Below are 14,157 nucleotides of genomic sequence, written 5' to 3' on the forward strand. Positions count from 1 at the left end.
TCTCATGACTACTGTCCCAGTTTTTCAAGTGCTCCTGCATAAATTGCAACTGCACACAGCATATCATCGATAACAATTCCCTCATCCGCCTGATGCGGGCCGCCGATGACATGTTCGCTTTGATGACGGGCAATCGGATATTCCGGGCCGAAAGCGACGCAATTCGGCAGCTTACGGGCATAAGTGCCGCCGCCCATCGTCATTGCTGGTGTAAAGGTATCACCGCTGTATTCACGATAAACCGCCATCAATTTTTGAATCATCTCTGAATTAGGATCTAGGAACAATGGCTTGCTGTCAGAGCGCACCATGATCTCTGCCGGATAGTCATAAGTCTTAAACGTTTCCTGATATCCCTTGATGATTGTTTCACTGTCTGTATCATTAGGATAACGCATATCAATCACAATATTAAACTCATCATTTTCAAGATCAACAATGCCGACATTGGCTGTTAAGAAGCCCATATAAGCGCCTTCCTTAGCAATGCTGACACCGCTGCCGCGCCAATCGGACAGCATTCGATAAGTATTGGTTAAAAATTCATTCTCATACGTTGTACCAATAAAATTAATCAAATGCAGGGCGGCATTCGTACCGCGCCATGGCAGTGAAGCATGAGCAAAGACACCATCAATTTTCAGCACACACCCTGCTTCAGTATATTCAACACTGCCCTGCAGGTTATTGCTTCGCAGATAAAAATCAAATAAATCGACATATTCTTCTCTGAAATCCTTCACCAAAGCACTCGCCTTGCCAATCACGACATTTGGACGTTCACCGCAGTGCATTGACAAAATCGGTGTTTCCGCATGACCTTTTAACGCAATCTGTAAAAGACCTTTTTCACCATAGATTACCGGGAATTCCGCATCCGGTGTAAAAGACATCGTCGGTACTTCCGCATGCTTGCAATAATAATCCATGCACTGCATACCGCTTTCTTCATCACAGCCGCAGATCAGCATGATCTTCTTATTCAGCTTTACATTATTATCCTTCAGCATCCGCATAGCAGTCAGACCTGCTACTGCCGGCCCTTTATCATCCAAGGTACCGCGGCCATACATGATGCCGTCAACCTCTTCACAGCCAAGCGGATCATGCGTCCAATCTTCACCGATCGGCACGATATCTAAATGGGCAAGAATACCTACGCTTTCCTCCCCTTCACCATATTCAATTGTACATGCGTAACCGTCAATATCCTTGACTGTAAAACCTGCCTCACGGCCGATTTCCATCATCTTATCCAGGGCTTTGCGGCACTGTTCACCAAAAGGAGCATTTTCTTTCGCTGTTGATTCATCTCTTAATGAAGGAATAGCAACTAATTCCTTTAAATCTTTTTTAAACTGAGCTTCATATTTTTTTGCTTCTGTATTCCAATTCATATGTTTTCACCTCACCTTATTATTCTATCACAAATAGCCCCTTCTTCAAAAGAAAAAAGCGACAAATTAAATGTCGCTTTCGTCATTATTCTGTAGTTTCAGCACGCTTCTCAGCTTTTGGCTTTTCAAGACATGCCTTGCGTGATACATTGACGCGGCCCTTCTCATCGATTTCAATGACTTTAACCTTCACAATGTCACCCAATTTTAATACATCTTCAACCTTTTCAACACGTTCATGAGCAATCTTAGAAACATGCAGAAGACCGTCGCAGCCTGGGAATAGTTCCACAAAGGCACCAAATTTTTCAATTCTGACAACCTTTCCTTCATAGATTTCATTCACTTTGGCTTCTCTGGTAATTGCTTCAATCATCGCTACTGCCTTCTTGATTGGTTCAATATCATGATGATAAATCAAGACGGTTCCGTCATCATCGATATCGATCTTCACATCATCGCAATCCGCAATAATCTGATTGATCATCTTACCGCCAGGTCCGATAACATCTTTGATCTTATCTGGTGAAATCATAATTTTTTCAATCTTCGGAGCATAACGGCCGACTTCCGGACGCGGTTCAGAAATAGCTTCCATCATGTTAGCCATGATTGTTTCACGGCCAGCCTTAGCCTGTTCCAATGCTTCCTGAAGGATTTCACGGGTAATACCGTCAATTTTGATATCCATCTGCAGGGCAGTGATGCCATTCTTAGTACCGGCAACCTTGAAATCCATATCGCCGAAGTGATCTTCCATACCCTGAATATCAGTTAAAATCGTATAATGCTCGCCTTCCTTGACAAGCCCCATCGCTACACCGGCAACCGGTGCTTTGATTGGTACACCAGCAGCCATCAATGCCATGGTACCGGCACAGATAGAAGCCTGTGAGCTTGAACCGTTGGATTCCAAAACCTCAGCAACCAAACGGATTGCATATGGGAATTCATCTTCACTCGGCAATACCTGAGCTAATGCTTTTTCACCTAAAGCGCCATGGCCGATTTCTCGGCGGCCCGGTGAGCCCATACGGCCGACTTCACCAACACAGAACGGCGGGAAGTTGTAATGGTGCATAAAGCGTTTCTTTTCAATGTCGGTCAAATCATCAACGATCTGATTGTCATTTAAAGCACCCAGCGTACAAACTGAGAGCACTTGTGTTTCCCCGCGGGTAAACAATGCTGAACCGTGTACGCGCGGCAGCAGATCCACCTGTGAATTCAGCGGACGCACTTCGTCAATCTTACGGCCGTCAGGACGAACCTTGTCAACCGTAATCAGGCGGCGCACCTCTTCAACTACAATATTGTGACAGATTTCATGAACAAACTTCAATGTCGTCTGCTTACTCTTTTCATCTTCGTACTCTCTGGCTTCAAACAGAGCAACTGTCTCATCTTCCAGATCATCAATCTTGCCATAACGTTCCAATTTTTCATGAATGCGTACAGCTTCCACAAGACGATCCTGAACCATGTCACGAACCTCTTGATTTAAATCAGAAGGAATCTCATAAAGTGTGATCTCACGTTTCGGCTTACCGCAGGCTGCGATAATCTCTTCCTGGAACGCACACAATTTCTTGATATTTTCATGTCCGAAAAGGATTGCTTCCAGCATTTCCTCCTCATTGACTTCCGTAGCACTTGATTCAACCATATTAATGGCATCCTTTGTACCGGCAACCGCCAGTGTGATACGGCTTCTGCTTAATTCTTCAACTGATGGATTAATGATATACTCACCATCGACATAACCTACATAAACACCTGCAATCGGACCGTTAAACGGAATATCAGATAAACCCAGCGCTAAAGAAGCACCAAACATACCGGTCATTTCCGGTGTGCAGTCAGTATCAACTGACAGTACCGTATTAACTACCTGTACCTCATTGCGGAAGCCCTCTGCAAAAAGCGGACGGATCGGACGGTCAATCATACGCGCCGTCAATGTCGCATGTTCGCTCGGTCTTCCTTCACGGCGTAAGAAGCCGCCAGGAATCTTACCTGCAGAATATAACTTTTCTTCAAAAGTTACTGTTAATGGGAAAAAGTCAATGCCCTCTTTAGCCTGCTTGCTCGCAGTAGCACATGATAATACCGCTGTATCCTCATAACGCACCAATACGCTGCCACCGGCCTGCTTGGCAATTTCTCCCGTTTCTACTGTGATCACCCGACCACAGAAGTCCAAACTAAAAGTTTGCTTAGCCATTTTTTCACCTCATTGTTTTATCTTGATAATAATAGCATACTTTACTGATTTTGGAAACATTTTCAGTAATAAGAAAAAAGACTTTCCCGATTCGAGAAAGCCTGATAAACAACTATTTACGAATTCCTAAACGAGTGATCAGTTCTTTGTAACGATTCAAATCCTTGCTCTTTAAGTAAGCAAGCAGGTTACGGCGGTGACCAACCATCTGCATTAAACCACGCTGAGAATGGAAGTCATGCTTATGAACCTTCATGTGTTCAGTTAATGTGTTGATGTTATAAGTTAAAACAGCAACCTGTACTTCCGGAGAACCTGTATCTCCTTCAAAACGTGCGTATTCCTTCATAATCTCTTGTTTTTTTGCTTTTGAAATCATTTTAAATTTCCTCCTGTTGTTAAGTCATTTGTAACCGAGCATACCGCCGAGGAAGCGAATAGCACAGTAACAAACCTTTAATATACTACCACAGGCCAGATAAAAAAACAAGCATTTATAGGAAGATTTCGACAATTTTAAGAACTAAGCTGACGATTCCACCACATAAGCCGCCGACACAGAAGCCGTGACTGCCTAAATGCCGCCGTTCTTTCAGACCGATGGATGAAAATACGATGGCTAAAATCGAAACACTGCCTAAGGGATTAAACGCGAAGGATAATAAAGCAAAGGCAAAGCCAACTAGACTGAAGGACTGTTTTTCCATATAATCATCTCCACTCTTATTATAAGCCTTTAATCCATAAAAGCCATTAAAACATCATTTAAAAAAGTCATGCCCGCCTCACTTGGCCGCAGTGAATCACCCTCTATCAGCAGCCAGCCGCGCGCAATATTTTGATGAATCGCTGAGGCGTAGACATCGCTTGGTGAACACTGAAACAGCGCCTCAAAGCGGCTCAGTGATATCCCCTGCTTCATCCGCAGGCCCATCATGATAAATTCAAACATTTCATCAGACTTACTCAATTCAAACCGTTCAAACACTTCTTCATCATTCAGATAATTCAGCAGCTGAAAAGGCCGGTCATAGCGAATATGGTTCTCCTTGCCGCTGGCGCCGCAGCCAATCCCCGCATAATCCTCATAACGCCAATACATCTGGTTGTGTTTGCTTTCATAACCCGGTTTCGCAAAATTGCTGATTTCATAATGCTGATAGCCGTATTCAGGCAGTGTCTTAACAATCAGCTCATACATCGTCCCTTCCAATTCATTATCACAAGGCGCAATCTTTTGCCGGCCAAATTTGGAGTGCTCCTCAATCGTCAGTGAATATATTGAGATATGCTTGATGCGCTCATCATTGGCCGCTAAGTTTAAATCTTCCATTAGCATCGCTATCGTCTGATCCGGCAGGCCATACATCAGATCAATGGATATATTATGAATCCCCGCTTCATGAATCTGATCCAGAGCCTGATCGATTCGTTTTTTATCATGATGACGTTCAATACGTTTTATCAGCTGGTCATTAAAGCTCTGCACCCCCAATGAGATGCGGTTTACCCCATGTGCCTTCATTACGGCCAGCTTCTCTAAACTTAAATTCTCCGGATTTGCTTCAACACTGTATTCCTCTGTTTGCTGAGCATAATCATCAAGCAGAGTGAGCAGAGTATCCAGCTGTTTAACCGAAAGCGCGCTGGGTGTGCCGCCGCCGATATAAAGCGTCGATATTGCGGTTGGCAGCTGCCGCTTTAATAATTCTCTCTCTATTGCTGTCAGCCAGCGATCCGCCAGCTGCGGCTGCATCTTACAGCGGCCGAAATCACAATAGGCACAGATTGAATCGCAGAAAGGCACATGCACATACATTGCCTTGACCATGATTAAAGCTCCACCCTATTTGACTGCAGCTGTCCATAAAAATACAGAATCCATTCTGAATTAGTCCGATGCCGGCCGCCTTCAAAGCGTGAAATTAATCGGCGAATCGATTTTTCAACCTTACTTTTTGTCGTATCATAATTCACTGCAATATAATCATAAATCACAGCCATTCTCACACTGTCGTCAACATTATTATCACGGCAGTATTCAACAGCTTTATTTAAATAATAGTAGCCAAGCAGACAGCTGTACATACGGCTGCCAAATAAGAGACGTTCACTAACTTCATCCTTATTTAACGAGTGTTCCTGATCAAGCAGATAATACTTAACCGCCGCATATAAGCTTTCCGGACTGACAGGTTTTAGTAAATGGGCGATGACCGTACCGCTTTTAGGATGATTAAACAGCAATTCAGAAAGCTCATTGCCAATAATCAAAAGCCGCATCCCCTGCAGCTTTTCAATTTGCTTATAAAGCAGTGAATCGCTTAATGAGCGGAAGTTATCAAAATCAAATATAACATGACTGATGTCGGCTTTATGAACGATGCTTAAATCAGCGCCGATATCATAGAAACGCAGTTCAGGCAGCCTCTCTTCCAACTGTTCGATGAGCAACCTGAGCTCCTTGTCATGACTTACATACCCAATATTTTTCATTTTATAATTCCCCTTTCATATCATATTAAATAAACAAATTTCTTTCCTACCTTCTGTTTCTTATACCAGCCAAGCTTAACCAGTTCATTGAGACTGGTTCGTGCTGTTTCATGGCTGCATTGATTCCACTTAGCATAATCACTGACGGTATAATAGTGCATCGCTTGACGATGCGCACAGTAGAACTGCACCTGAGCATCACTTAAAAACGGATAGCGGGCGCAAAGCTCTATCACATCACCCTCATTCATAAAAGGTGAATGCTTCAGCTTTACCAGCTGCAGCTTTACTTTCAGCTTTTGATGCGCCTGATGAATCATCTTGATCATTTCTGCCGTACTGTCTTTGCAAGCCAGCAAGGACAGATCCAATAAATCAGCCGCTGATGGCAGGCAATAACGCTGAAGACAAAAAGCAGCAGCAGCCAAGCAATCTTCATGGCAAAAACAGCGAACTGCCATGATTTGTGCAAATACGTGCATCTGTGTCAGCGCTGTCAGCTGATCGCAGCTAAGCATTTTGAAATAAGCTTTCAGATGATTCAAATAAAAGGCTTGCTCAGTTTCGGGATTTAGAGCTGCCTGAAGCATATAATCACTGGATTCACGCTGACCCATCAGCAGCTGATAAAACCGTATCTGTTGTTCCAGCGCGTAACATTGCGCGCAAAGCTGAGGTGTTAAAACTAAGGTAAAACACTGATTTGAAGTTTTCAGCTGCCATTCAAAGGGCCTTCGATACGCTTGAATCTCATGCCATACCGCCTGTGTATTTTGATAATTCAGAAGTGCTTCAAGTTCCTCAAAGCTTAAATATACATCATCTGTAAATTCCTGTGCTAATGACATAGCATCACCCTTAATCAGCATATCATATTTGGGTGAAAATTGGTCAAAAGCGACAAAACTAGAAAAAACAGTGCCTTTTCAGACACTATTCATCATCAACCGACAAAATAGCCATGAATGCTTCCTGCGGCACTTCAACGGAGCCCACCTGCTTCATACGCTTTTTACCTTCTTTTTGTTTTTCAAGCAATTTCTTTTTACGTGATACGTCACCGCCATAACATTTCGCAAGAACATTTTTACGCAATGCGGAAATATTAGAACGCGCAATGATCTTGCCATTCAGCGATGCCTGAATCGGAATTTCAAACTGCTGGCGCGGAATCAGCTTACGCAGCCGTTCACAAAGCGATTTACCGCGTTCATAAGCAAATTCACGGTGTACGATACTGGATAAGGCATCCACACATTCGCCGTTTAACAGGATATCCATCTTAGCCAGCTTACTGATTTGATAGCCGATCAGCTCATAATCAAAGGAAGCATAACCGCGTGAACATGATTTTAACTTATCAAAGAAATCATAAACTATTTCCCCTAAGGGCAGTTCATAAATAATCGATACCCGCGTCTCATCAAGATACTGCATATCTCGGTAAGTCCCGCGTTTATTCTGACAAAGCTCCATAATTGGTCCAATATATTCCTTTGGACACATAATCGTTGCCTTGACATAAGGCTCTTCAATGGATTCAATCGTCTGCACATCCGGCATCATCGAAGGATTATCAATCGTTATCTGTTCCTTATTCGTCAGATTGACATGATAAACAACGGAAGGCGCGGTCGCAATAATGTCCACATTATATTCACGCTCAATCCGCTCCTGAATCACATCCATATGCAGCAGTCCTAAAAAGCCGCAGCGGAAACCAAAACCAAGCGCCTGCGAGGTTTCAGCTTCAAAATGCAGTGAAGCATCATTAAGCTGAAGCTTTTCCAGTGCATCACGAAGATCATTGTAGCGGTTAGTTTCAATTGGATACAAGCCGCAGTAAACCATTGGATTCATCTCACGATAACCCGCCAGCGGTTCAATTGCCGGCTGATCTGCATGGGTGATCGTATCGCCGACCCGCACATCCTTAACCGTTTTAATACTGGCGGCGATCCAGCCTACTTCTCCGCATGACAGGCAGTCCTTCTTAACTTCCTTCGGTGTGCGGACACCCACCTCCAGCACCTCATATTCAGCACCGGTTGCCATGAAACGAATCTTATCGCCGACTTTCACGGTACCCTCTTTAACCCGCACAAAAGCGATAACCCCGCGATATGCGTCATAAATCGAGTCAAAAACCAAGGCCTTCAGCCGTGAATTCGGATTGCCGGACGGCGCCGGCACCCGTTTAACGATCTGTTCCAACACATCACGGACATTCAGACCGCTTTTCGCGGAAATGCACGGTGCGTCATGGGCTTCAAGACCGATGACATTTTCAATTTCATCCATAACCACTTCCGGCTGGGCGCTCGGCAGATCAATTTTATTGATAACCGGCAGAATTTCCAGATTGTTATCCAGTGCCAAATAGACATTGGCCAGTGTCTGCGCTTCAATTCCTTGCGCGGCATCTACAACCAGCACAGCCCCTTCACAGGCAGCCAGCGAACGTGATACCTCATAGGTAAAATCGACATGCCCCGGTGTATCAATCAGATGAAATGTATAATCCTCGCCATCCAATGCATGATATGTCAGCTGAACAGCATTTAACTTAATCGTGATTCCCCGTTCACGTTCCAGATCCATCGTATCCAGCAGCTGTTCCTTCATTTCACGCTGCATGATCGTGTCCGTTATTTCTAAAATGCGATCCGCAAGCGTTGACTTGCCGTGATCTATATGCGCAATAATTGAGAAATTTCTAATTTTGCTTTGGTCCATCGAACCACTCCTATCTAAAAATCTTCTTTATTATAACAAATGTTTCATAATTAGCAAACATAAGCTTTTTGATAAGCGAATTAATTTTACAATTAACAGGAATCCAGCGCTTATAAAAAGTATAAATCAAAAATACACGCAGATTTTCCTAAAAAAGAGCTAAAAAAAATGACATATTTTTAATTTTTGTCATTTTAATTGATTCACATATGTCTTTCCTTCCTGATTCTGAAAGATCAGTTCGTTATCGACAATATAAACGCTATAAGTCAATTCACCCTCATGATAAATGCCGATCATTGGATGATCCGTAACATCAACAGCCTTTTCTTCAAGCAGAACGCCCGCCGGCAATTGAATGGCTGGCGAAACATCCTGATCGAGGGCTCTTGATTTTTGTGCTGATGGATCAAGGCTCATGACACTGATGGGACTGGACTCCGGCTCATCAACAGGCGAAGAGGGATTCATCGGTAGCACCACCAGGAAAGCCGCGGCAGTAAACAGCAAGGATAGGTAACGCTTTCCAAAGTAAAACGAGCGTTTTTTTGAAGCATAGCCTAATTCACGCTGTCTTGCGTCTAATTGACTGTTTAAGGATGCCTCCTGAATCGAAACAACCGCTAAAACCAGGGCTGCCAGCAGCAAACATAAAGCAATCACCCATTTCATAACGGTTTCCTCCCTTCCATATATGCCTTAAAATCTTTCACAAAACTGCGATTGACCTCAAGGTGCTGATTATTTTCAAGTACAAGGAGTAGTTTACCATTAAAGCCCCGTTTGATCGCGGCAATTTTACCTACATTGACAATCTGTGATTTAGAGATCCTGACAAAGCCGTATTTACGCCACTCATCCTCAAGCTTATAAAGCTTACTGCTGATCCGCAGCACACGCTGATTCACGGAAGCACTGATCTCATTGCCGAATGATTCGATAAAATCGATCATATGCAAAGCTACCATTTCTTCGCCGCGTTCTGTTGTGCACGGCACTTTAATGCTTAACGGTGTATTTTTAAAAGCCATCAGCTTGGTTACCTGATCCAGATGCTCATAAGCAAAACAAAGGTTGATCTTATCAGCTTCAATGTCATCAGCCTTCTCGCAGAGTACGATCTGATAATCAGACTGTTCTTCGATATGCAGCTGCTTCAAAACACTGGCCTTCTGTTCAGCCAAAAATTTAACTTTAAACATGGAACCTCCCGGTACTAATTTTATTTTAGCTTAATTTTAATAATCAGCAAGGAAACCTAAACAACTTACCGCAATCAGCGGATAACCTGCAGAAATTTATCCGATATTTTCGCAAAAGGCTTGCTTAATGCCATCGCCAATGTACATGAAACAGCCACCTGTACAAAATTCATACCGATGGAAGCAAAAGCACTTGCCCACTGCATTGTTAAAAAGACATCTGTCAGCGCATAGCCTGCCACAACGATGATGGCTCCGCAGATAAAAGCCGGCAGCTTCTTTTTAAAACGGCGTGCCAGCAAGGAAACCAGCAGACCTTCCAAACCTTTGATAATAAATGTAAAGATCGCATACTGAGGAAAACCCAGATAAATATCCGACAGACAGCTGGCAATGCCGGAAATCAGAAAAGCCAGCGGTGATGATTCTAACACAGATGCAAACAGCATGATCATCGCATCGCCAATATTAATGTAACCTAGGTTCGCTACCGGCAGCGAGATAAATGCCGTTAAAATAAAAATTGCCGCAATACCAAAAGCCCCAAATACTATTTCTTTTAATTTCATTTGTTGAATTCCTTCCCGATATAACTGCGTCCAGCTCCGTTATAAAATTCACGGGCACTGGTTTTTGCCTTGCCTTCCAGCTGCAGCTGATGAATGTGAATGATACCGCCATCCACAGCTACTTTCATTGAATCAGCGTCAAAACCCAAAACAGTTCCGAACGCTGCATCACTTTTTTCCAAACTCAAAGAGACTTGATGAAACTTCATCTTTTTACCATTGATCAGCGCATATCCCACAGGTGATGGAATTAATCCGCGCAGATGGTTATAGACCGCTTTGGCCGGCCGATTAAAATCAATCAGCTCTTCCTCCTTGGAAATATTCCAAGCAAACGTCGCCTGGCTCTCGTCCTGTTCGATAAATTTTGCTTCATCAGCAAAAAGCTTCGGCAACACTTCAGCCAGACAATCAGCCCCTAAGGCCATCAGCTTGTCATGCAGCGTGCCGGTTGTATCCGTCTCACTGATTTTAAGCGAAGCGACGGCACAGACTGGACCGGCATCCATTTTTTTAACCATCCTCATGATTGATACGCCGGTTTCAGCTTCCCCATAAATGATTGCCTTATGAATCGGCGCCCCGCCGCGCAGACGCGGCAATAAGGAGGCATGAACATTGATGCAGCCATATGCCGGCGCGTCCAAAACAATTTGCGGAACGATTTGCCCATAGGCGCATGTAATGATCATATCTGGTTTTAATGCCAGTATCGGCTCATACTCCTCTTTGATACGCTGCGGCTGCAGTACCGGTATCCGATATTTTTCAGCCAGCTGCTTGATTGGCGTCGGCTGCAGTTCCTGCTTGCGGCCAACTTTTTTATCAGGCTGGGATACTACACCGACAATATTGCAGCCTTCATCAATCAATCGCTGCAGAATCCCGCATGCGAATACCGGTGTTCCCATAAAAATTATTCTTTGTTCGCTCATCTTGCTCACCTCGCGCTTAATTATATCACAGCTTTTCCTTCAAGAAAATGGTTAGCGTAAACTGGATAGCTGGTAAAAGAAAAGAACCTGTGTCCAGGTTCATTCTATCACACTGATAAACAATGACGTAATCATACTGACCGTCGTATCGACAACCTGTACGATAACCTCACTTGTACCCTCAGCCAGTTTGGCAGCTTTATTCATTTCAATTTTATTGAGCGAAGCACCTTCAACCTGCGGCTCAATAATTTGCTGCTCATCGACTGATTTTTCAAATTCTTCAATTCTGTACTGCATTGTAATCTGTTCTTCACCTTGTTGTTTCATCAGCGTTGAACCGATACCAACCAAAATAAAGATCAGCATACCATCCGCTAAAAAGCGTTTCATCGCATCACCCCAGAATCTGTGCAATGCCCAAAGCTAAGATATCAACACTATTTTTAACTTCATCAAATGTATTGTTATCACTGCCTACCTCGATCAGAAGCATCTTGTCACTCATATCCTGATTGTAATAAGCCTCTCGGGTCATTGTGTTCTTCATTATACCACCGACCAAAGCGTTGCAGCTGTCGTACAATGTCGAAGCCGTCTTGGTTATTTCATAGGAGTTATCAGTAAGGCCACCGATGACACACATCATTTTCGCATAATCGATACCATTGACCGTAATATATGTGCTTTCTCTCGGCACGGAATCACGGTGAAAATCGATTATCAAATCAAAGCCGCCGTTATTCATAATCGCATCAGTGATAAATTTACGCGATATCTGATAGGACATATTGTAATCCATCTCATTTTCCTGACCGTATTTCACAAAATCGCCATCCTCTACAATCACCGTATAGCCTAGGGTTCGCAGCTTATCTGCCAAAACCTGTGCGGCATTATAGACGGTAAGCTCACCGATGTATGCCTCCTGCTGATGCGTATTATAGATATAGATTGATTTATCTTTTATTGGCTGCGGCTGGACGGGATCGATTACCGGCGGATTTTCCTTCTCTTCGATTGGTTCAGCCGGCACTTCATCAGGCAGCGGCGGTTCAGTTTCTTCAATCGGAACATTCTCGGTTTTCAAAGCATCCTCCGTTTTAGGTACACTGATCACATTTAAAGAATCCTGAAGATCTACAGGTTCAATATCCAAATTCGTGTAAACCAAATGTTTGGCCAGCGTCTGTTCATTTACCGTTGTTTTTATCCCTTCCAAAAACGGTGTGCAGGCAAAAAAAAGCACCAGCGCGCAAAGCTTGATAAAGATTTGAAACGATGTTTTCATTGACCGGCCTCCTCTTTGTCATTCTATGTATTGGCCCAGTCATTTATGAGTTACATCGATTCGTAATCCGGATGGATAAAACAATTGATACTTTTCGACAAAATGCTGGCAATCTGATCGCATTCGATGTCCATGCTTCTCGGCGTTACGATGCAGTCCAGCTGATCATGCTTTAATTCACATTCCTCATTAAGCACATCATGGACGATGGCACCGATCGTCGTTACTGTAGCGACACCGATTGCGATAACCGGAACCTGCATGGTTTCATGATTGATTGCCAGACGATGGTTGCCAACGCCGCTGCCTGGCACGATGCCGGTATTGCTGATCTGTACGACACGGTTGATTCTGGAAAGTGTATTGGTCGCCAGCGCGTCAACGGTAATCAATAAATCAGGCTGATAGAAGTCAACGACACCTTTTACAATACGGGCTGATTCAAGACCGGTCTGTCCCATGACCTTAGGAGCGATTGCCGCGCAGTTGCTGACACCATCGCCGACATCCTGATGATTTTCAAACAGATGAGCGGTTACCAAAATCTGTTCCGCGGTCTTAGGCCCAATGGCATCTGAAATCATTTCTTTATTGCCCAAACCAACTACCAGTACCTTATTTACAACGATTTCGCTGGTTAACTGATCGAGACAATTCACCACTTCTTCACTGATACCGTCACGCAAAAGAGCATCATCCATCTGTTTATATTCCAGAGTGATATAGTCTCCCTTCTGCTTCTTAAATTCATTTTCGTCATTAAATACTTTCACCCAATTCATTTTCATATTCGGCATCTTTTTTTCAATGCGGTTGTAATGCTCAAATTCACCAATTGAGGTAATTACCTCATCGGCAAAATCCGTTCTTGGCATGTAATCTGCTTTTTTCAATCGATTCACCTCTACGATAGTATGTCTTTTTTTATTTGTCTTATTGCATTTCATAATAACTTTTGTTATAATCTAAAGGCAAATGAAAAAAATTAGGAGGTGTCGGAATGCCAAATATCAAGTCACAAAAGAAGCGTGTCTTAACTAATGATAAAAAACACATGGCTAATGCTGCTCAAAGATCAGAGCTGAAAACTGCAATCAAAAACGTAATTGCTGCTGTTGATGCGAACGATAAAGCGGCTGCCATTGCTGCATACAACCATGCAAGTTCTAAATTAGACAAAGCGATCTCTAGCGGAATTCACCATAAGAATTATGCCAGCAGACAAAAAGCTCGTCTGGCTGCAGCAATCAATAAAATCGCTTAATTAAACTAGTTCAGATGAGCTAGTTTTTTTATAATAAAAAAAC

The 14,157-nt window shown here is 43.3% G+C and carries 16 protein-coding genes; 1 reads left to right on the forward strand and 15 read right to left on the reverse strand.

Annotation, left to right across the window (positions count from 1 at the left end):
• Window positions 1–8: 8 nt before the first annotated feature.
• The 15 genes from DWZ33_RS01375 to gpr all read right to left on the reverse strand — a co-directional run bounded on the left by DWZ33_RS01375 (window position 9) and on the right by gpr (window position 13,743).
• Window positions 9–1,397: a Sapep family Mn(2+)-dependent dipeptidase gene (locus tag DWZ33_RS01375; protein WP_118453539.1), complete on the reverse strand. Its 1,389-nt coding sequence runs from the start codon at window positions 1,395–1,397 to the stop codon at window positions 9–11.
• Window positions 1,398–1,482: 85 nt separating this feature from the next.
• Window positions 1,483–3,621 carry a polyribonucleotide nucleotidyltransferase gene (gene pnp / locus DWZ33_RS01380; RefSeq protein ID WP_118453540.1) on the reverse strand — a complete coding sequence of 713 codons (2,139 nt, stop codon included), beginning with the start codon at window positions 3,619–3,621 and terminating at the stop codon, window positions 1,483–1,485.
• A 112-nt stretch (window positions 3,622–3,733) separates the two neighbouring features.
• Window positions 3,734–4,000: a 30S ribosomal protein S15 gene (rpsO, locus tag DWZ33_RS01385; protein ID WP_022937664.1), complete on the reverse strand. Its 267-nt coding sequence runs from the start codon at window positions 3,998–4,000 to the stop codon at window positions 3,734–3,736.
• A 115-nt stretch (window positions 4,001–4,115) separates the two neighbouring features.
• The gene (locus DWZ33_RS01390) at window positions 4,116–4,328 is read right to left on the reverse strand and encodes a hypothetical protein (protein WP_022937663.1); all 213 of its coding nucleotides are present in this window, start codon (window positions 4,326–4,328) and stop codon (window positions 4,116–4,118) included.
• A 29-nt stretch (window positions 4,329–4,357) separates the two neighbouring features.
• Complete coding sequence (gene hemW, locus DWZ33_RS01395; RefSeq protein WP_118453541.1) at window positions 4,358–5,452, reverse strand: radical SAM family heme chaperone HemW; 1,095 nt, start codon at window positions 5,450–5,452, stop codon at window positions 4,358–4,360.
• A 2-nt stretch (window positions 5,453–5,454) separates the two neighbouring features.
• Window positions 5,455–6,117, reverse strand: coding sequence for a sporulation initiation factor Spo0A C-terminal domain-containing protein (locus tag DWZ33_RS01400; protein WP_118453542.1), 663 nt, complete (start codon window positions 6,115–6,117; stop codon window positions 5,455–5,457).
• A gap of 20 nt (window positions 6,118–6,137) precedes the next feature.
• A complete protein-coding gene (locus tag DWZ33_RS01405) occupies window positions 6,138–6,965 on the reverse strand; it encodes a hypothetical protein (RefSeq protein ID WP_118453543.1) in 828 nt (275 codons plus the stop codon).
• Between the two features lie 85 nt (window positions 6,966–7,050).
• Window positions 7,051–8,853, reverse strand: coding sequence for a translation elongation factor 4 (gene lepA, locus DWZ33_RS01410; protein ID WP_118453544.1), 1,803 nt, complete (start codon window positions 8,851–8,853; stop codon window positions 7,051–7,053).
• A gap of 189 nt (window positions 8,854–9,042) precedes the next feature.
• Window positions 9,043–9,525 (reverse strand): hypothetical protein, encoded by a 483-nt coding sequence (locus DWZ33_RS01415; RefSeq protein ID WP_118453545.1) that lies wholly within the window; start codon window positions 9,523–9,525, stop codon window positions 9,043–9,045.
• Window positions 9,522–10,055 carry a LytTR family DNA-binding domain-containing protein gene (locus DWZ33_RS01420; RefSeq protein WP_022937657.1) on the reverse strand — a complete coding sequence of 178 codons (534 nt, stop codon included), beginning with the start codon at window positions 10,053–10,055 and terminating at the stop codon, window positions 9,522–9,524. Before DWZ33_RS01420 ends, DWZ33_RS01415 begins: the two co-directional genes overlap by 4 nt.
• A gap of 74 nt (window positions 10,056–10,129) precedes the next feature.
• Window positions 10,130–10,624, reverse strand: a complete 495-nt coding sequence (locus tag DWZ33_RS01425) for an ECF transporter S component (RefSeq protein WP_118453546.1) — start codon at window positions 10,622–10,624, stop codon at window positions 10,130–10,132.
• Entirely contained in the window at window positions 10,621–11,559 is a 939-nt protein-coding gene (fmt, locus tag DWZ33_RS01430) for a methionyl-tRNA formyltransferase (protein ID WP_244925827.1), read from the reverse strand. The genes DWZ33_RS01425 and fmt overlap by 4 nt, the downstream gene beginning before the upstream one ends.
• Before the next feature lie 99 nt (window positions 11,560–11,658).
• Window positions 11,659–11,952, reverse strand: a complete 294-nt coding sequence (locus DWZ33_RS01435; RefSeq protein WP_022937654.1) for a hypothetical protein — start codon at window positions 11,950–11,952, stop codon at window positions 11,659–11,661.
• Between the two features lie 4 nt (window positions 11,953–11,956).
• Complete coding sequence (gene spoIIP / locus DWZ33_RS01440) at window positions 11,957–12,850, reverse strand: stage II sporulation protein P (RefSeq protein WP_118453547.1); 894 nt, start codon at window positions 12,848–12,850, stop codon at window positions 11,957–11,959.
• Between the two features lie 50 nt (window positions 12,851–12,900).
• Window positions 12,901–13,743, reverse strand: coding sequence for a GPR endopeptidase (gene gpr / locus DWZ33_RS01445; protein WP_244925828.1), 843 nt, complete (start codon window positions 13,741–13,743; stop codon window positions 12,901–12,903).
• Window positions 13,744–13,850: 107 nt separating this feature from the next.
• On the opposite strand from gpr, the gene rpsT reads away from it, so the two are divergent.
• Window positions 13,851–14,114 (forward strand): 30S ribosomal protein S20, encoded by a 264-nt coding sequence (rpsT, locus tag DWZ33_RS01450; protein ID WP_022937651.1) that lies wholly within the window; start codon window positions 13,851–13,853, stop codon window positions 14,112–14,114.
• The last annotated feature ends 43 nt before the right edge of the window (window positions 14,115–14,157 follow it).

Source organism: Dielma fastidiosa (genome assembly GCF_003475485.1).
GTDB lineage: Bacteria > Bacillota_I > Bacilli_A > Erysipelotrichales > Erysipelotrichaceae > Dielma > Dielma fastidiosa.

Excerpts from the sequence above, each read along its gene's own strand:
- rpsT (WP_022937651.1), top strand. The coding sequence starts at position 13,851 with ATGCCAAATATCAAGTCACAAAAGAAGCGTGTCTTAACTAATGATAAA.
- fmt (WP_244925827.1), bottom strand. The coding sequence starts at position 11,559 with ATGAGCGAACAAAGAATAATTTTTATGGGAACACCGGTATTCGCATGC.
- DWZ33_RS01375 (WP_118453539.1), bottom strand. The coding sequence starts at position 1,397 with ATGAATTGGAATACAGAAGCAAAAAAATATGAAGCTCAGTTTAAAAAA.
- DWZ33_RS01400 (WP_118453542.1), bottom strand. The coding sequence starts at position 6,117 with ATGAAAAATATTGGGTATGTAAGTCATGACAAGGAGCTCAGGTTGCTC.
- DWZ33_RS01420 (WP_022937657.1), bottom strand. The coding sequence starts at position 10,055 with ATGTTTAAAGTTAAATTTTTGGCTGAACAGAAGGCCAGTGTTTTGAAG.
- rpsO (WP_022937664.1), bottom strand. The coding sequence starts at position 4,000 with ATGATTTCAAAAGCAAAAAAACAAGAGATTATGAAGGAATACGCACGT.
- lepA (WP_118453544.1), bottom strand. The coding sequence starts at position 8,853 with ATGGACCAAAGCAAAATTAGAAATTTCTCAATTATTGCGCATATAGAT.
- DWZ33_RS01405 (WP_118453543.1), bottom strand. The coding sequence starts at position 6,965 with ATGTCATTAGCACAGGAATTTACAGATGATGTATATTTAAGCTTTGAG.
- spoIIP (WP_118453547.1), bottom strand. The coding sequence starts at position 12,850 with ATGAAAACATCGTTTCAAATCTTTATCAAGCTTTGCGCGCTGGTGCTT.
- DWZ33_RS01390 (WP_022937663.1), bottom strand. The coding sequence starts at position 4,328 with ATGGAAAAACAGTCCTTCAGTCTAGTTGGCTTTGCCTTTGCTTTATTA.
- hemW (WP_118453541.1), bottom strand. The coding sequence starts at position 5,452 with ATGGTCAAGGCAATGTATGTGCATGTGCCTTTCTGCGATTCAATCTGT.
- DWZ33_RS01415 (WP_118453545.1), bottom strand. The coding sequence starts at position 9,525 with ATGAAATGGGTGATTGCTTTATGTTTGCTGCTGGCAGCCCTGGTTTTA.
- pnp (WP_118453540.1), bottom strand. The coding sequence starts at position 3,621 with ATGGCTAAGCAAACTTTTAGTTTGGACTTCTGTGGTCGGGTGATCACA.
- DWZ33_RS01435 (WP_022937654.1), bottom strand. The coding sequence starts at position 11,952 with ATGAAACGCTTTTTAGCGGATGGTATGCTGATCTTTATTTTGGTTGGT.
- DWZ33_RS01425 (WP_118453546.1), bottom strand. The coding sequence starts at position 10,624 with ATGAAATTAAAAGAAATAGTATTTGGGGCTTTTGGTATTGCGGCAATT.